Genomic DNA, 16990 nt, shown 5'->3' with positions numbered 1-16990 from the left:
GGCCAACAGACGGCCCCCCAATGGTTTCCGTCAAGAAAAATCAGTTATAGACAACGGAGAAATTAGCCACGGAATTTGCAGGACCGGCGGTTACCGTTGCTTCAGTGGAAATATACTGCGCGTAAAAATTCAGCGTATTATCCGTTGTACTACTGAGCACATAGGAATAATTATTGCTGCTGTGTAACGGCAGATCGGCCTTATCCGCTGACATCAGGTTAATCGCCACCCCTGTTGCCGCCCCTGCCACCGACGAATCAATTGCCAGCAGGTTGGCATTGGTTGGATCCGGCGTGCCGTCGAAACGGACTTTTGCGCTGGTAACCGTAACCGGACAGTTTTTCAGTACAATATCAAATCGTGTTGCAGCCGTTCTGGAACCCGTAACCGGGAATTCCGTTTTATTATAATCGCCCAGCACCACCACCTGGTTCTGCGAAGCCACATCAACATCGCAGGCAGAATCAAGAATATTACCGTTAAAATTAACGGTACCTGCCGCTGCGAATGCATTTGTCATGGTCAGTACAGAACTGGCTGCAAACATTGCCATCATTAATTGCTTTTTCATAATGCTCTACCCTGTATCACTTTATTTATTACTGAGATTCATGCAGTAGAGGGCCGATAAAAATCCTGGGGATTTTTATTCTCCAATAAATGGCTTAAGCCTTTTCTTACTGCTTGGTTAAAATTTATATAATTCTTTTCACAAGGACAACGGTTATATGGTCTAGCTGTAGACTCAGATTTAACAAAAAAGAAACATTCATTTTTTGAAAATTCTTATCACGTGTTGCTTCAGGTCTATTAATAGACTTAAATAAATTCCTCTTGTTTTTCAAGGAGTTAGATAGAAAAAACTCCCCAGTCTACTTTTAGACCTCTGCAGAATGTTCCCTGAGTTATTAATTTTTAAGATAATTCTCTTCGCAGATCAAAAAATGATCACACAAGCAGTCGATGTGAGGTATCTTATGAATACACGTTTAACCACCCCGCTGAATAATCAGCCGTCATCCGCTCTGGATTTAAAACCGTTATTCCATATAGACACGCTGATTAACCATGTGGTCCCGGCAGCGAAGAGAATGATCATCGCCCGGGGTGAAACGGTTCATTATTATAAAGATGATGTTCGGCAGTGCTTTTTGCTTATCCAGGGCAGCGTGGCGCTTCATCGCCGCGGTGACGGTATTGTATTAAACTCTGAGTCAGCGCCTTTTATTCTGGGCGTGAGCAGTCAATTCTCTTCTGAGCATCTTTACGTCAGGGCGCTGGAAACCGCGGAAATCGCCCGCGTGCCCCTGGAAAGCTTTAACCAGATTGTGTCGCAGCATGATTTATGGGAGCACTTTTCAAAGCTGCTTATTTATACCGCCTCGCGGGTATACGAACATTGCGCGCAAATATCGCAAATGTCTGCCTACGATATCATCCGGTTCCAGCTTGTTGAGCTGATGCAGGAGCCGGACGCCATACGGCACAATACGACGGCGGCAGCCTACATCAAAAGCCGGACGTATCTTTCACGTAGCGGAATTATGCGTATCCTGTCGGAACTTCGGACCGGCAAGTACATCACCATGGAGCGCGGTGTGCTGCGTGAAATTCACCATCTGCCACGCAAATATTGATTGCCACCGTGCCTGTATCAGCGAGAGACGCTATAATTAGCCAGGTTATTCTTAAGGTTACCGGCTACCATGTCCCTTCCAGAAACGTCTCACCGCGGCTCACCTTACGCACAAGAGCTTATTTCACACTTACTGCCTGATTGCACAACGCGACGCACCGCTCGCGGCGAGCGGCTTGACCTCCAGATCAACGGTCAGGGAATCTGCTATTTAATTCTTGAGGGAACGGTCGCCATCTACAGAAGAAGCGATGACATGATGCTGTCTACGGCCCGCAGCCCCGCCGTGTTCGGCCTCGCTAACCTCACCGATATCTATTTTAATGATTATATCAAGACGGTTAGCCCGTGCCTGATTGGCACGCTCACCACCGCGCGGGTGAATGAGATTATTAAAGATAAGGCGCTGTGGGGACTACTCTCGAAGCAACTCATGTTTGTGTATAGCCGTCTTTATAACAATGTAATGCCGCAGGGCGCCCCGACGGCGTATGAGATGATTCGCCAGCAGCTGATAAAGCTGATGGAGGAAGATGAGAGCTATCGCAGCAGCGTGACGGCGGAAAGGTATATTCGGGAGAAAACCCAGCTCTCCCGCAGCGGCGTAATGCGTATTCTGGCGGATTTAAAAACCGGCGGATTTATCGAAATCGAAGAAGGCCGACTCATCAGGATCAACAAGCTTCCTGCCCGATACTGAATTCGGGGCACAAAAAAGGCCGCAGTCGCGGCCTTTTCAACAACACTCGCTCAATGGACGTGAACGCCCAACCGCCAGGCAAAGTAGATCTCTTCTTTCAGCTCATTCGAAGAGAGCGCCAGCAAGTCCGTGAACTCCAGCTCAAGCTGTTTCAGCTTTTTCAGGTACTGCGCCGGAGACAGGTTGCTCTTATCGCGACGTAAATATTCAATTGCCAGCTGTGTTGGGGTTATTTCAGTATCCATGATGTCCTCGCTTATGTACAAATCCTGACCAGTATATCACAACATCCTGGCTAGTTTTTGACCAAAGCCAATTCATCTGAAAACTTTACACGACCGCCGTCGTCAGCCGCGACGAGCAGCACAGGCGATCCTGCTCATCGAGAATATCAATCTGCCACACCTGGTGGCGGCTACCGGCGTGCAGCGCGCGGCAAATACCGCGCACGCGTCCGCTACGCACCGAGCGAATATGGTTAGCATTCACCTCAAGCCCGACCACCTTCTGCTCGCCTTCGGTGCAGAGATACCCCGCGACAGAGCCCAGGGTTTCCGCCAGCACGACGGAGGCCCCGCCGTGCAACAGACCAAACGGCTGGTGGGTGCGACTATCGACAGGCATCGTCGCCTCCAGATCGTCTTCCCCGATGCGGGTGAACTGGATATCCAGCAGCCCCACCATATTCCCTTCGCCCATGGCGTTCAGCGCCTGCAGCGTCACGGCACGTTTCCAGATCATCCAATTATCTCCAGTAAAGCCTGCAATGGGTGGCGTACGCCGTTACCCTCTACCCGTTTGACCTGGCTGCGGCAGGAGTAGCCCGTCGCCAGGCAGCGGTTGCGCGGTAAACGCTGCATCGCCTGATGCCAGGACAACTCATAGATGCCGAGCGAGTTGGCGTGATTTTTCACTTCGTGGCCGTAGGTGCCGGCCATCCCGCAGCAGCCCACGCTGACGCTCTCCAGCTTCGCGCCGAAACGCGCAAAAATAGCGGCCCACTGCGCCGGGGCCCCCGGCAGCGCCGTCACTTCGGTACAGTGGCCGAACAGATACCACGGTTCACCGCCAGCCTCCTGAACGGTCTTCTCTTCCAGGGCCGACGGCAGCCACTCGTGCACCAGCATGACGTGGAAATCGCCCCGCTTCTCACCCAGCGTCTGTTTGTATTCATCGCGATAGCAAAGCACCAGCGCCGGATCGACGCCGACCATCGGTATTCCGAGTTGCGCCACGCGATTCAGGAAGTCAGACGTTTTCTGCGCTGTCTTCGCAAATCGGTTCAGGAAACCCTTGATGTGCTGCGCCTTGCCGTTAGGCGAGAACGGCAGCACAACCGGCTGGTAACCCACTTTCTCCGCCAGACGGACGAAATCGGCCACGACCTGGGCATCGTAGTAACTGGTAAACGGATCCTGGACCACCAGCACCACGTTCGCTTTTTGCTCAGGGGTAAGCGCTTCGAGCTGCTCCAGGGTCATGTTTGCCGAGCGATGGCCGACGAGCTGGCGCTGCAGAGACGGCACCGACAGCGGCGGCAGATCGACCATGCCGATGTGTTTTTCGGAAAGCTTGCGCACCAGCGGCTGGTTGATAAAGAAGTTGAAGGTCTTCGGCGCGCGCGCCATCAGCGGCGCGTAGCTTTCCACCGTCGCCACCAGATGGTCGCGCACCGGGCGCAGGTAGCGGGTGTGGTAAAGCTGCAGGAAGCGCGAGCGGAATTCCGGCACGTCGATTTTAATCGGGCACTGGGTAGAGCAGGCTTTACAGGCCAGGCAGCCGGACATCGCCTCTTTCACCTCATGGGAGAAATCATATTCGCCCTTGTTGGCATGCCAGCTGTTGCGGGTGCGCTCAATCAGCGAGCGCAGGCTGGCCCGTTTTTCCGGCAGCTCCTGCTCCAGCTTCAGGGGATCGACGCCGCGATCCGCAAGCAGACGCAGCCACTCGCGTACCAGCGTCGCCCGCCCTTTCGGCGAGTGAATACGGTTGCTGGTGATTTTCATTGACGGGCACATCGGGCTTTTCGCGTCGAAGTTAAAGCACAGGCCGTTGCCGTTACACTCCATCGCGCCGCGCCAGGACGAGCGCACCGCAATCGGAATCTGTCTGTCGTAGGTGCCGCGCTTGACGGCATCCACCTGGAGCATTGGCGCGTCCACGCCTTCTGGCGGGCAGATTTTCCCCGGGTTAAGGCGGTTATCCGGGTCAAATGCCGCTTTCACCTTACGCAGCTCCGCGTAGAGCTGCTCCCCGAAGAAGGCCGGGCTGTATTCCGCGCGGAACCCTTTCCCGTGCTCTCCCCACAGCAGACCGCCGTATTTGGCGGTCAAGGCCACCACGTCGTCGGAGATCTGCTTCATCAGGATCTCCTGCTGCGGGTCGCACATGTCCAGCGCCGGACGCACGTGCAGCACCCCGGCATCCACGTGGCCGAACATGCCGTAGCTCAGGCCGTGGCTGTCCAGCAGGGCGCGAAACTCAACGATATAATCCGCCAGATGTTCAGGCGGCACGCAGGTATCTTCGGCAAAAGGAATGGGCTTCGCCGCCCCTTTCGCATTGCCGAGCAGGCCCACGGCTTTTTTACGCATGGCGTAAATACGTTCGATACCGGCCAGATCGTTACAGAGCTGCCAGCCGATCACACCGCCTTCTCCCTGCGCAATCAGCTCATCCAGACGCTGGCAGAGCGTGGTGACCTGGCGTTCAATCAGCTCCGCATCATCGCCGGCAAATTCCACAATATTGAGACCGAGCATCTCTTTATCCGGCACGTCGGTAATGAGGTCACTAACGGAGTGCCAGACGATATCTTCCCGGGCCAGATTGAGCACCTTCGAGTCGACGGTTTCCACCGACAGCGCCTGCGCTTTCACCATAAACGGCGCATTGCGCAGCGCGGAGTCGAAGGAGTCATATTTGACGTTCACCAGACGACGCACCTTCGGCAGGCGGGTGATATCCAGCCGCGCCTCGGTAATAAACGCCAGCGTCCCTTCGGAGCCGGTCAGCACGCGGGTTAAATCAAACTGCGTCAGGTCGTCATTAAACACGTGGCGCAGGTCGTAGCCCGTTAAAAAGCGGTTCAGTTTGGGGAATTTGTCGAGAATAAGCTGGCGGTTGTCGCGGCAGCGCTCCAGCACGGTGCGGTAGATGCGCCCGCTGGCGGTGTTATCTTTGCCCAGCGTTTCCGCCAGTTCAACCGGCATCGGCTGGGTATCAAGGATGTCTCCGCCCAGCAGCACCGCACGCACGCCCAGCACGTGGTCGGAGGTTTTACCGTAGACCAGCGAGCCCTGGCCGGAAGCATCAGTATTGATCATTCCACCAATCGTCGCGCGGTTGCTGGTGGAGAGCTCAGGGGCAAAAAAGTAGCCGTAAGGCTTGAGATACTGATTAAGCTGATCTTTGATGACGCCCGCTTCGACCCGCACCCACCCCTCTTCAGGGTTGATCTCAATGATGCGGTTCATATAGCGCGACATATCAATAATGATGCCCTGGTTCAGCGCCTGACCATTGGTCCCGGTGCCACCGCCGCGCGGCGTGAAGACCAGAGAGGCAAAGCGCTCCTGCGTTGCCAGCCGGGCGATAAGCGCCACGTCGGCCGTAGATCGAGGGAAAACAACGGCATCGGGAAGAAGCTGGTAGATACTGTTATCGGTTGCCATCGTCAGCCTGTCGGCATAGTTCGTGGCGGTATCACCTGTAAAACCCTGTTGCTCCAGTGCCTGCAAAAAATTAAGCACCAGCTGAACGACGCCAGGTGCCTGAGAAATCTGTGGGATCATTACTGTCGACCCTAATTAGAGTTGTGGGAATCGTTTGCGTGTATCTTAAAAGTTTTATCACATTTTTTTCTTATAATCTCTGCTGAATTACAGGCAGAATTCGCCTGTCAAAAATCGCTGATATCACTAATGATTAGAGAGATGTGGTTTACGTTCCCGCCAGCCCGGCTGGCGTTCATTTAAGGAAATGTTTCGTTTATGGTCAATCTTCGTCAGCCCAGGGATGTTGCGCAAATTCTGCTGTCGGTGCTGTTCTTAGCCCTCATGATTATTGCGTGTCTGTGGATTGTTCAACCCTTTATTCTCGGCTTTGCGTGGGCCGCGACCGTTGTCGTCGCAACCTGGCCTCTTTTATTACGCCTGCAGAAGCTGCTGTTTGGCCGCCGCGGCTTAGCCGTGCTGGTCATGACGCTGCTGCTGTTCCTGCTGTTTATTATTCCGATTGCCCTGCTGGTTAACAGCCTTGTCGACTCCAGCGGCCCGGTGATCCGCGCCGTGACCAGCGGCGACCTGACGCTGCCGGATCTCGCCTGGCTGAACAGCATTCCGGTCGTGGGCGCTAAACTCTACAGCGGCTGGCATAGCCTGCTGGAGATGGGCGGCAGCGCGCTGATGGCGAAAGTGCGTCCGTATATTGGCACCACCACCACCTGGTTTGTCGGTCAGGCCGCGCATATCGGCCGCTTTATGATGCACTGTACCCTGATGCTGGTCTTCAGCGCCCTGCTTTACTGGCGCGGTGAGCAGGTGGCTTTAGGCGTTCGTCACTTTGCCACCCGCCTGGCGGGAAAACGGGGCGATGCCGCGGTACTGCTGGCTGCGCAGGCCGTGCGCGCGGTCGCCCTGGGCGTTGTGGTGACGGCGCTGGTGCAGGCGGTGCTGGGCGGTATCGGCCTGGCGATTTCCGGCGTACCGTACGCCACCGTCTTTACCGTGGTCATGCTGATGACCTGCCTTGCGCAACTGGGGCCGCTGCTGGTGCTGGTTCCGAGTATTATCTGGCTTTACTGGACGGGTGATACCACGTGGGGAACGGTTCTGCTGGTCTGGAGCTGCGTGGTCGGCACCATGGATAACGTGATTCGCCCCATCCTCATCCGTATGGGTGCAGACCTGCCGCTGATCCTGATCCTCTCCGGCGTTATCGGCGGGTTGATTGCCTTCGGGATGATCGGTCTGTTCATTGGCCCGGTGCTGCTTGCCGTCACCTGGCGTCTGTTCTCCGCCTGGGTTCATGAAGTGCCGCCGCCGGGAACCGACCCGGACGTGATTCTGAGCGAGCTGGAAGAGCTGGAAGAGAAGAACACGCAGTAAGCCTTTTGGCCGGGTGGCGCTAACGCGCACCCGGTCTACATTACCCTCACCAACACTTAAGCATTACTAAACTATTTATTCGTCACTCACTGGTCAGACCCGCTATTTCAACAGTAAGTCCGCTATTATCCTCAAGAAATCTTTAAGTCTCTTTAACTATTGAGACGAATCTGATCGACGCTAAATAACACAATGCCTACTATTAGCTCACGGTTATAAATCAACACCTTGGTTTATAAGCATGGAAATCCCCTGAGTGAAACAACGAATTGCTGTGTGTAGTCTTTGCCCATCTCCCACGATGGGCTTTTTTTTATCCTGACTACGCGCGCTTCACGTCACAGCGACTGAGCATCCGCCATTCAGCAGGCAGAACCCACGTCTCTCCGGTTACGTTGACCGTCACGACCTCGCGGATATCCGCCGACGATGCGCCAATCTGCAGTTCAAACTCGCCAGGCTCAACAATGCGTTTCCCGTCACGTCGGGTGAAGTTGAACATCTCAACCGGCAGCGTGAAGGTGAGCGTGGCGGTTTCGCCCGGCGAGAGCGTGACGCGCTGGAAAGCCTTCAGCTCCTGAAGCGGGCGCACCTGGCTAGCGACCCTATCCCGCACGTAGACCTGCACGACTTCACTCCCGCTGCGCTCGCCGGTATTGGTGATATCCACACTCAGCGTCACCTCACCGTCGACCGGCACGCGGCTTTCAGCGACGCGGGCAGCGCCCCAGCTAAACTGCGTCCAGCCAAGGCCAAAACCAAACGGATAACGCGCACCGAAATGGAACGCAAACGGCGTGCCGCCGCTTTTCAGCTTGTGATTGTAGTAATACGGCATTGCCCCGGCGCTTTTCGGCACGCTGACAACCAGCCGCCCCTGCGGCTCCGCGCGACCGGTCAGCACATCGGCAATCGCCCAGCCCCCTTCCTGCCCCGGCGCCCAGGCCATCATCAGCGCGGCAACCTTCTCCTCCAGCCCCTGAAGGTTGTACGGGCGCCCGCCGGTCATCACGACAATCACCGGTTTGCCGGTGGCGACCAGGGCGTCCAGCAGCTGTTGCTGCACGCCGGGCAGATTCAGAGAATCGGTATCAGATCCTTCCCCGACCGTGCCGCTCTGGAACAGTCCGGCGAGATCGCCCACGCAGGCCACCACCACGTCACTATCCTGCGCGGCGCTGACCGCCTCAGGGATAAGTGCGGTGCTTTGCGACACGGGAGACTGCTGCATCGGCTTGCCACCGCTGTCGCCGGGGAAGACCGGCGCGCCCGCCATCCGTTTTTCGATAATGTGGCACCCTTTCGCGTAGCGCACGTTCGATGCCCCCAGGTACTGCTCCACCGCCGCGCGCGGGGTCGTCACCTGCGAGGTCTCCTCAACCATATCGCTGATGATCAAATGCACCGGGAAGCTGTAGCCGCTGAGTAACGCCAGCGGATCGTCTGCCGTCGGCCCCACCACCGCCACGCGGGGCTTACCGTTCAGCGGCAGAATGCCGTCGTTTTCCAGAAGCGTGATCGATTTGGTCGCTACCTCCCGCGAGACCTCTCGGGTCATCTCATTTTGCAGATCGATACCGTTTTCATCGGCATACGGGTTCTCAAACAGGCCGAGGCGGAATTTTTCGGTCAGCGTACGCGCCACGATCTCATCCACCTTCGTCATGGAAATCAATCCACGCTCAACGGCATCTGCCAGATGGCTCGCGCAGTCGTCTTTCGGCAGCTCAACGTCCAGCCCGGCGTTAAAGGCCAGCGCAGCGGACTCCGCTGCGTCGTGGGAAATCCCGTGATGCTGGTGCAGCAGGCTGACGCCGCCGTAGTCAGCGACAATAATGCCGTCGAAGCCCCACTGTTCACGCAGGACGGTGGTCAGCAGGAAGCTGTCGCTGTGCCCCGGCTGGTTATCGATATCGTGGTAGGCGGGCATGACCGAACCGGCGTTTGCCAGCTTAACCGCCATTTCAAACGGCAGCAGGAAGGTGTCGTTCAGCTCGCTGAAGCCGAGATGAACCGGGGCGTGGTTACGCGCCCCTTCGCTGAACGAGTGGCCCACGTAATGCTTGAGCGTCGCCAGCAGATCGCGCTTATCGCCCTGTAAGCCTTTCACGTAGGCGGTGGCCATCACCCCCACCAGCCAGGGATCTTCCCCGAAGGTCTCTTCGGTTCGCCCCCAGCGCACGTCGCGGGAAACGTCCAGCACCGGGGCCAGCCCCTGCTGGCAGCCGACGGAACGCGCCTCTTTACCAATCTGCTCTGCCGCGCGCTGCACCAGTTCAGGGTCCCAGGTGGAGCCGTAGTTCAGCGACGACGGGAACAACGTGGCGTCTTTGCACAGCAGCCCCACCAGGCACTCTTCATGGAACAATGCCGGAATGCCAAGACGCGTCTCCTCCATCATCATGCGCTGCAGGCGGTTAGCGGCGCGCACGCCGGTTTTCGCATCAACGATGTGGGTGCCCAGCGGGCGCGTAATTTGACCGACGCCCAGCTTCAGCCGTTCGCTGAGTGCAGCCTGCTGGCTCACGCCGGCGAACTCATCGCTGAGGTCGCTGCGCTCGCGGTGGTTACCGTTTTCATCGAGGATCAGCCAGTACGCATGCATCTGGGCGAACTTCTCTTCCGGGGTCATGCGCGCCAGTAAATCGGCGACGCGCTCGTGTACGGGACGTCCAGCGTCCTTATAGATAGCAGTCATATTTTACTCCTGTAGTGCGGAAGGGGTTGCCGGGCTGAGCTGCCCCGCATCGGGTCTTACCTCACGCTTGCTCGCCAGCTCCCGGGCGATGGAATCCACCAGCCGGCTGTTGAGCTTGTAGATGGAAAGCAGCGCCACCATGCAGAGGAACAGCGCGCACGGAATAAGGGTGAACAGCGCGTTGATGGTGGAAAGCACGTGCGGCGCCTGGGCTACCTGGCCCGGGGCGTAATCCACCATGCCGAGCACCCAGCCGACGACCGCCCCGCCCAGCGCCAGCCCAAACTTGATGGCAAACAGCGCGGTGGAGAAGACCAGCCCGTCCAGACGGCGGCCGCTGCGGTGCTCTTCGTAGTCGACCACATCTGAGAACATGGTCCACTGCAGCGGCGTGGTGAGGTTTTGCACAAAGCTAAAGACAATGTTGAGGCCAAAAATCAGCCACACCTGAGAAGGCGGCAGGAAGAAAATCAGCGCGCCGAAGATGACGAAGGAAATAATCGTCCACTGATAGGCGCGGACGCGGTCAAATTTCCCCAGCAGCCGTTCAGATAATAATGCACCGCTTAAGGAGGCCACCATGCCGGAAACAATAAAGGCAAAAACCAGCTCCGGGCGCAACAGCACATAGTTGACGTAATACATGGTGGCAGAGCCGCGCGTCACCACCGCCGTTAACAGCAAAATATTAAACAGGAAGACAATACGCCACTGGCTGTTCCCGGCCAGCAGTTTTAAATCGGTTAGCATGGAGCCGGAGGTATCATTGCGTGGGGAATAACGCTCGCGGGTCATCAGGAAACAGCAGAAAAACAGCACAATCCCCAGCAGCCCCATCAGGCTCATGGCGTAGAAATAGCCTTTCTGCACGTTGCCCTGTCCTAACAATGAGACCAGCGGCAAGGCGATAACCGTTACGATCAGCCCGCCGATAAACGACAGGCCAAAACGCCAGGACTGCAGGGAGTGGCGCTCGCGCGGATCCAGCGTCAGCGCCCCCGGCATGGCGCAGTAAGGCACGTTAATGGCGGAGTAAATCAGACTTAAAATCGCGTAGGTCGCGCAGGCATAAACAATTTTTGCCGTCGGCCCGACGTCCGGTACGTAGAAGGTGATAAGGCAGCTTACGCCAAAGGGAATAGCAAACCACAGCAGCCAGGGACGGAAACGGCCGTGACGCGTCTGCGTGCGGTCAACCAGCGCGCCAATGCACGGGTCGACAAACGCATCGACCACGCGCACCACTAAAAACATGGTGCCCATAATGGCAGCGGGTAAACCGAAAACGTCGGTATAGAAATAAGCAAGAAATAACGTGGCCGTTTGCCAGACCAGCGCGCTGGCCATATCGCCTAAGCCATAACCTATTTTATCTTTGGTACGCAATACAGAGGAAAGTGTCATTGTTATTTGCCTTTTTATCAGGTTAAAACGTATTTCAACCAGTTGCGCATCTTCCAAAGGGAAATGCGCAGTAAGGCTCAAGTATTAGCAACGCTTTGCGCACTAACAATTGTCTTAATTAACAGGCAAATTATGATATTTGGTTTTTTAGTTTATTTGTGATGGGGAGCAAATTAGCGGTGAAATAAAAAAGGCGAGGAATAATATCCTCGCCTTTTTCCGATAGTGATGTCGTTACTTGTTCAGTTCCGCCAGGCTCAGCCAGGTTTGCACCACGGTGTCCGGGTTCAGGGACAGGCTATCGATCCCCTCCTCCATCAGCCAGGCGGCAAAGTCTTCATGGTCGGATGGACCCTGACCACAAATGCCGACGTATTTACCCTGCTTCTTCGCCGCGCGGATGGACATGGAAAGCAGCGCTTTCACCGCCTCGTTACGCTCGTCAAACAGCTCGGAAACCACGCCGGAGTCGCGGTCCAGGCCCAGCGTCAGCTGAGTCATGTCGTTCGAGCCGATAGAGAAGCCATCGAAGTGCTCCAGGAACTGCTCGGCCAGCAGGGCGTTGGACGGGATTTCGCACATCATGATGATCTTCAGCCCGTTTTCGCCGCGCTTCAGCCCCTGACGCGCCAGCTCGTCCACCACCGCTTTCGCCTGATCCACGGTACGCACGAACGGGATCATGATTTCGACGTTGGTCAGCCCCATGTCGTTGCGCACGCGTTTCACCGCCTCACACTCCAGCGCGAAGCAGTCGCGGAAGCTGTCGGACACGTAGCGTCCGGCGCCGCGGAAGCCCAGCATCGGGTTCTCTTCTTCCGGCTCGTAGCGCTCGCCGCCCACCAGGTTGGCGTATTCGTTTGACTTGAAGTCAGACAGACGCACAATCACGCGTTTCGGGTAGAACGCTGCGCCCAGCGTGGCGATCCCTTCGGTCAGACGGCCGACGTAGAACTCTTTCGGCGAGTCGTAGCCTTTCATCATCTCGCGGATTTCGTTCTGCAGCTTCGCGTCCTGATCGTCAAACTCCAGCAGCGCGCGCGGGTGAACGCCGATCATACGGTTGATGATGAATTCCAGACGCGCCAGGCCAACGCCTTCGTTCGGCAGGCAGGCGAAGTCAAACGCACGGTCCGGGTTGCCGACGTTCATCATGATCTTCAGCGGCAGGTCCGGCATGGTATCCACGCTGGAGCTCTTCACGCTGAAGTCGAGAATATCGGCGTACACGTAGCCGGTATCACCTTCGGCACAGGAGACGGTCACGTTCTGCCCGTCCTTCATGCGCTCGGTGGCGTCACCGCAGCCGACAACCGCAGGGATACCCAACTCGCGGGCAATGATCGCCGCGTGACAGGTGCGACCGCCGCGGTTGGTGACGATGGCCGCGGCTTTCTTCATGATCGGTTCCCAGTCCGGGTCGGTCATGTCGGTCACCAGCACGTCGCCTGGCTCAATGCGGTTCATCTCGCTGATGTCGTGGATCACTTTGACCGGGCCGGCACCGATGCGGTGACCGATGGCACGGCCTTCCGCCACGATTTTACCCTGCGCGTGCAGCGTATAACGCTCCATCACCTGGCCGCGTGAGCGGACGGTTTCCGGGCGCGCCTGCACGATGAAGAGCTTGCCGGTGTTACCGTCTTTCGCCCATTCGATATCCATCGGACGGCCGTAGTGTTTTTCTATCTGCACCGCCTGCTTCGCCAGTTCCTGCACTTCGGCGTCGGTCAGGGAGAAGCGGTCGCGCTGCTCCTGCGGCACATCTTCAATCTTAACCTGCTTGCCGTGCTCCTGGGTCGGGGCATAGATCATGCGGATTTTTTTCGAGCCCATGGTGCGGCGCACCACCGCCGGACGGCCAGCGGCCAGCGTAGGCTTGTGGACGTAGAACTCGTCGGGGTTAACCGCGCCCTGCACCACCATCTCACCCAGACCCCACGCGGAGGTGATGAACACCACCTGGTCGAAGCCGGATTCGGTATCAATGGAGAACATCACGCCGGAGGAGCCAACGTCGGAGCGCACCATACGCTGCACGCCCGCGGAGAGCGCCACGCCGCGATGGTCGTAGCCCTGGTGCACGCGATAGGAGATGGCGCGGTCGTTGAACAGGGAGGCAAACACGTGCTTCACCGCCACCAGCACGGCATCGTAGCCCTGAACGTTCAGGAAAGTTTCCTGCTGTCCGGCAAACGAGGCGTCCGGCATGTCTTCTGCGGTCGCGGAAGAACGCACGGCAAAGGAAGCCTGCGCATCGTCAGCGGAGAGCTGGTTGTAGGCGTCGTGGATGGCTTTTTCCAGTTCCGGCTGGAAAGGTGTGTCGATGATCCACTGGCGGATCTGCGCCCCGGCTTTTGCAAGCTCGGTGACGTCATCAATATCCGTTTTATCCAGCAGGTCGTAAATGCGCTGGTTTACACCGCTCTGGTCTAAAAACAGGTTAAACGCGTCGGCGGTCGTGGCAAACCCGTTTGGTACGGAGACACCCATACCGGACAGATTTGTAATCATTTCACCCAGGGAGGCATTTTTGCCCCCAACTCTGTCTACATCATTCATGCCGAGTTGGTTATACCAAAGCACCAGCGGTGACGAGCCATTGTTGGACATCGAAACAATCCTTTTGTGATATTTGATCGGAGTAAGTAACACCTGACTACGTATTTATACTGGCATAATTATTTGCGCTAAAAAAACGGTGAATCGTGTAAGCAATTTAAATTTTCAACTTTTCGGATAGTTTCCCACCAGCCAATAACCCGATGATTCCTCTATATTCAGCCAGAAACCCCAAAAATAAAGTCGCTATTTGAAAAATGAAATCCGCTTTTCAGGAAAATCAAAAACAGCGTTTCATTTATAATTAGGATAAGTTCTTTGCTGTGTAATTACCTTTTTTAATTTATGCTTTCAGACAATTACGTATGATATTCAGGGTGGGTAAAATGGATAATGCTGTCGATCGTCACGTTTTTTATATTTCTGATGGTACGGCGATCACCGCCGAGGTGCTGGGCCACGCGGTGATGTCGCAATTCCCCGTTTCGATCAACAGCATCACGCTGCCGTTTGTGGAAAATGAGAGCCGCGCCAAAGCGGTGAAGGATCAGATCGATGCCATCTACCAGCAGACCGGCGTGCGCCCGCTGGTGTTCTACTCCATCGTGATTCCCGAAATTCGCCACATCATTCTGCAAAGCGAGGGCTTCTGCCAGGATATCGTGCAGGCGCTGGTGGCTCCGCTCCAGAGCGAACTGAAGCTTGACCCGACGCCTATCGCGCACCGCACCCACGGGCTGAACCCCGGCAACCTGACCAAATACGACGCGCGTATCGCCGCCATCGACTACACCCTGGCGCACGACGACGGGATTTCGCTGCGCAATCTCGACCAGGCCCAGGTGATTTTGCTCGGGGTGTCGCGCTGCGGCAAAACGCCAACCAGCCTCTATCTGGCGATGCAGTTCGGCATCCGCGCCGCAAACTACCCGTTTATCGCTGATGACATGGATAACCTGGTGCTGCCCGCTGCTCTTAAGCCGCTGCAGCACAAGCTGTTCGGCCTGACGATTAACCCGGAACGCCTGGCGGCGATCCGCGAAGAGCGCCGCGAGAATAGCCGCTACGCCTCGATGCGCCAGTGCCGCATGGAGGTTTCCGAAGTAGAGGCGCTGTACCGCAAAAACCAGATCCCGTGGCTGAACAGCACCAACTATTCGGTTGAAGAGATCGCCACCAAAATTCTCGACATCATGGGACTTAACCGCCGAATGTACTAATACGCTAGTACATTAGCTCGGATTCATGTATCATCATTTTCAACAGCGGGGCGGTGTCGCCCCGAACTTGAAATCAGCAGGGATTGGTTTAATGTGATGCCCATCACTTCCCGGTAGTCTGCCGATGAAGCAAAAATTTTCTGAGACAAGTCATGAATAAAACCGATGAACTCCGCACGGCGCGCATAGACAGCCTGGTCACCCCGGCTGAACTGGCCGAGCGGCACCCCGTTTCCGCCGCGGTCGCGGAACATGTGACGGCCTCCCGCCGCCGCATTGAAAAAATCCTCAATGGTGAAGACAGGCGTCTTCTGGTGGTGATTGGCCCCTGCTCCATCCACGATCTGGATGCGGCAATGGACTACGCAAAACGCCTTCAGGGGCTGCGGGATAAATACCAGCATCGCCTTGAGATTGTGATGCGCACCTACTTTGAAAAACCGCGTACCGTGGTGGGCTGGAAAGGGCTGATTTCGGACCCTGACCTTAACGGCAGCTATCGCGTGAACCACGGCATCGAACTGGCGCGCAAGCTGCTGTTGCAGGTCAACGAGCTGGGCGTGCCGACGGCCACCGAATTTCTCGATATGGTGACCGGGCAGTTTATCGCCGATCTGATCAGCTGGGGCGCGATTGGCGCGCGGACCACCGAAAGCCAGATCCACCGCGAGATGGCCTCCGCCCTCTCCTGTCCGGTCGGCTTTAAAAACGGGACCGACGGCAACACCCGTATCGCGGTAGATGCGATCCGCGCCTCGCGTGCCAGCCACATGTTCCTGTCGCCGGACAAAAGCGGTCATATGACCATCTACCAGACCAGCGGTAACCCGTACGGGCATATCATTATGCGCGGCGGGAAGAAACCCAATTACCATGCAGAAGATATTGCGGCGGCCTGTGAAACGCTGGCCGAGTTCGACCTGCCGGAACACCTGGTGGTGGATTTCAGCCACGGCAACTGCCAGAAGCAGCATCGCCGCCAGCTGGACGTCTGCGATGAGATCTGTCAGCAGATCCGCAGCGGCTCGACCGCCGTTGCCGGGATTATGGCCGAAAGCTTCATCAAGGAAGGCACGCAGAAAATCATTGCCGGCCAGCAGATGGTGTACGGTCAGTCGATCACCGACCCGTGCCTGAGCTGGGAAGACAGCGAACTGCTGCTGGAGAAGCTTGCAGCTGCGGTTGATACGCGATTCTAAAACCTTGTCGGGTGGCGCTACGCTTACCCGACCTACGATTCTCTTCCTTTTGGTTGAGGAATCCCCACAAATTAATGCGAGCAGTGAACAATCCCCTCGCCCCTTTGGGGAGAGGGTTAGGGTGAGGGGATCAGACCGCACCTCGCCCCCTGAATTTGATCCCGTCACACAATTTTCACAAAAACGCTTGCCGTGAATTTGCAGTTTATTGATAATGATTATCATTGTTACATTGATTGTTATTTATAAACATGATGTCACCTACGGATAACAGCGCGGCAACGCCAGCAAAAACACACACAGCACCGTCCCCTGCCCCTGGCGATCGCCGCATCGACAGCAAAACTCTGCTGGGTGATGAGGGCCGGGTGATTATCGAGCATGACGGCCAGCACTACCTGCTGCGCCAGACGAATGCCGGAAAATTGATCCTCACAAAATAAACTAAAACCTTCGCCAGCCA

At 56.4% G+C, this 16990-nt stretch carries 13 protein-coding genes and 1 other RNA gene; 7 read left to right on the top strand and 7 right to left on the bottom strand.

Annotated elements, in window-relative coordinates; all coding sequences use genetic code 11:
* Positions 1-40: 40 nt before the first annotated feature.
* Entirely contained in the window at positions 41-571 is a 531-nt protein-coding gene (locus AC4ICF_RS09875; RefSeq protein WP_163328973.1) for a fimbrial protein, read from the bottom strand.
* Positions 572-977: 406 nt separating this feature from the next.
* On the opposite strand from AC4ICF_RS09875, the gene AC4ICF_RS09870 reads away from it, so the two are divergent.
* Both AC4ICF_RS09870 and AC4ICF_RS09865 read left to right on the top strand, forming a co-directional pair.
* Positions 978-1637, top strand: a complete 660-nt coding sequence (locus AC4ICF_RS09870; RefSeq protein WP_116340465.1) for a helix-turn-helix domain-containing protein — start codon at positions 978-980, stop codon at positions 1635-1637.
* A 69-nt stretch (positions 1638-1706) separates the two neighbouring features.
* Positions 1707-2336: a helix-turn-helix domain-containing protein gene (locus AC4ICF_RS09865; RefSeq protein ID WP_316378959.1), complete on the top strand. Its 630-nt coding sequence runs from the start codon at positions 1707-1709 to the stop codon at positions 2334-2336.
* A 50-nt stretch (positions 2337-2386) separates the two neighbouring features.
* On the opposite strand, the gene AC4ICF_RS09860 is transcribed toward AC4ICF_RS09865, so the two are convergent.
* The 3 genes from AC4ICF_RS09860 to ydiJ all read right to left on the bottom strand — a co-directional run bounded on the left by AC4ICF_RS09860 (position 2387) and on the right by ydiJ (position 6130).
* Positions 2387-2581, bottom strand: a complete 195-nt coding sequence (locus AC4ICF_RS09860) for a YdiH family protein (protein ID WP_003857766.1) — start codon at positions 2579-2581, stop codon at positions 2387-2389.
* Between the two features lie 85 nt (positions 2582-2666).
* Positions 2667-3077, bottom strand: coding sequence for a 1,4-dihydroxy-2-naphthoyl-CoA hydrolase (menI, locus tag AC4ICF_RS09855; protein ID WP_028012841.1), 411 nt, complete (start codon positions 3075-3077; stop codon positions 2667-2669).
* Positions 3074-6130 (bottom strand): D-2-hydroxyglutarate dehydrogenase YdiJ, encoded by a 3057-nt coding sequence (gene ydiJ, locus AC4ICF_RS09850; protein WP_166710851.1) that lies wholly within the window; start codon positions 6128-6130, stop codon positions 3074-3076. Before ydiJ ends, menI begins: the two co-directional genes overlap by 4 nt.
* Before the next feature lie 198 nt (positions 6131-6328).
* On the opposite strand from ydiJ, the gene ydiK reads away from it, so the two are divergent.
* Complete coding sequence (gene ydiK, locus AC4ICF_RS09845; RefSeq protein ID WP_116340471.1) at positions 6329-7444, top strand: AI-2E family transporter YdiK; 1116 nt, start codon at positions 6329-6331, stop codon at positions 7442-7444.
* Positions 7445-7653: 209 nt separating this feature from the next.
* Positions 7654-7761: antisense sRNA RprA (gene rprA / locus AC4ICF_RS09840), an RNA gene on the top strand.
* A gap of 5 nt (positions 7762-7766) precedes the next feature.
* Here the strand turns inward: rprA and AC4ICF_RS09835 are convergent.
* The 3 genes from AC4ICF_RS09835 to ppsA all read right to left on the bottom strand — a co-directional run bounded on the left by AC4ICF_RS09835 (position 7767) and on the right by ppsA (position 14159).
* A complete protein-coding gene (locus tag AC4ICF_RS09835) occupies positions 7767-10142 on the bottom strand; it encodes a glycoside hydrolase family 3 N-terminal domain-containing protein (protein ID WP_316378958.1) in 2376 nt (791 codons plus the stop codon).
* Positions 10143-10145: 3 nt separating this feature from the next.
* Positions 10146-11546 (bottom strand): MFS transporter, encoded by a 1401-nt coding sequence (locus AC4ICF_RS09830; RefSeq protein ID WP_316378956.1) that lies wholly within the window; start codon positions 11544-11546, stop codon positions 10146-10148.
* 234 nt (positions 11547-11780) lie between these two features.
* Entirely contained in the window at positions 11781-14159 is a 2379-nt protein-coding gene (gene ppsA, locus AC4ICF_RS09825) for a phosphoenolpyruvate synthase (RefSeq protein WP_014883511.1), read from the bottom strand.
* 335 nt (positions 14160-14494) lie between these two features.
* Between ppsA and ppsR the strand changes: the two genes are divergently transcribed.
* From ppsR to hemP, 3 genes are all read left to right on the top strand, one after another.
* On the top strand, positions 14495-15328 hold the full coding sequence (gene ppsR, locus AC4ICF_RS09820; protein WP_014883510.1) for a posphoenolpyruvate synthetase regulatory kinase/phosphorylase PpsR: 834 nt from the start codon (positions 14495-14497) through the stop codon (positions 15326-15328).
* Positions 15329-15480: 152 nt separating this feature from the next.
* Positions 15481-16527 carry a 3-deoxy-7-phosphoheptulonate synthase AroH gene (gene aroH, locus AC4ICF_RS09815; protein WP_316378955.1) on the top strand — a complete coding sequence of 349 codons (1047 nt, stop codon included), beginning with the start codon at positions 15481-15483 and terminating at the stop codon, positions 16525-16527.
* Between the two features lie 254 nt (positions 16528-16781).
* Entirely contained in the window at positions 16782-16970 is a 189-nt protein-coding gene (gene hemP, locus AC4ICF_RS09810) for a hemin uptake protein HemP (protein WP_166712687.1), read from the top strand.
* Positions 16971-16990: the final 20 nt, after the last annotated feature.

It is taken from the genome of Enterobacter sp. ECC_219_Taxon_10, assembly GCF_058354905.1.
Note: the sequence above shows the minus strand (reverse complement) of the source record. Positions and strands in the feature narration are given on the sequence as shown.

Bases quoted from the DNA above. Each gene is read 5' to 3' on its own strand.
- AC4ICF_RS09865 (WP_316378959.1), top strand. From the start codon at position 1,707: ATGTCCCTTCCAGAAACGTCTCACCGCGGCTCACCTTACGCACAAGAG.
- ydiK (WP_116340471.1), top strand. From the start codon at position 6,329: ATGGTCAATCTTCGTCAGCCCAGGGATGTTGCGCAAATTCTGCTGTCG.
- ydiJ (WP_166710851.1), bottom strand. From the start codon at position 6,130: ATGATCCCACAGATTTCTCAGGCACCTGGCGTCGTTCAGCTGGTGCTT.
- ppsR (WP_014883510.1), top strand. From the start codon at position 14,495: ATGGATAATGCTGTCGATCGTCACGTTTTTTATATTTCTGATGGTACG.
- hemP (WP_166712687.1), top strand. From the start codon at position 16,782: ATGTCACCTACGGATAACAGCGCGGCAACGCCAGCAAAAACACACACA.
- AC4ICF_RS09870 (WP_116340465.1), top strand. From the start codon at position 978: ATGAATACACGTTTAACCACCCCGCTGAATAATCAGCCGTCATCCGCT.
- AC4ICF_RS09835 (WP_316378958.1), bottom strand. From the start codon at position 10,142: ATGACTGCTATCTATAAGGACGCTGGACGTCCCGTACACGAGCGCGTC.
- menI (WP_028012841.1), bottom strand. From the start codon at position 3,077: ATGATCTGGAAACGTGCCGTGACGCTGCAGGCGCTGAACGCCATGGGC.
- AC4ICF_RS09875 (WP_163328973.1), bottom strand. From the start codon at position 571: ATGAAAAAGCAATTAATGATGGCAATGTTTGCAGCCAGTTCTGTACTG.
- AC4ICF_RS09860 (WP_003857766.1), bottom strand. From the start codon at position 2,581: ATGGATACTGAAATAACCCCAACACAGCTGGCAATTGAATATTTACGT.
- aroH (WP_316378955.1), top strand. From the start codon at position 15,481: ATGAATAAAACCGATGAACTCCGCACGGCGCGCATAGACAGCCTGGTC.
- ppsA (WP_014883511.1), bottom strand. From the start codon at position 14,159: ATGTCCAACAATGGCTCGTCACCGCTGGTGCTTTGGTATAACCAACTC.
- AC4ICF_RS09830 (WP_316378956.1), bottom strand. From the start codon at position 11,546: ATGACACTTTCCTCTGTATTGCGTACCAAAGATAAAATAGGTTATGGC.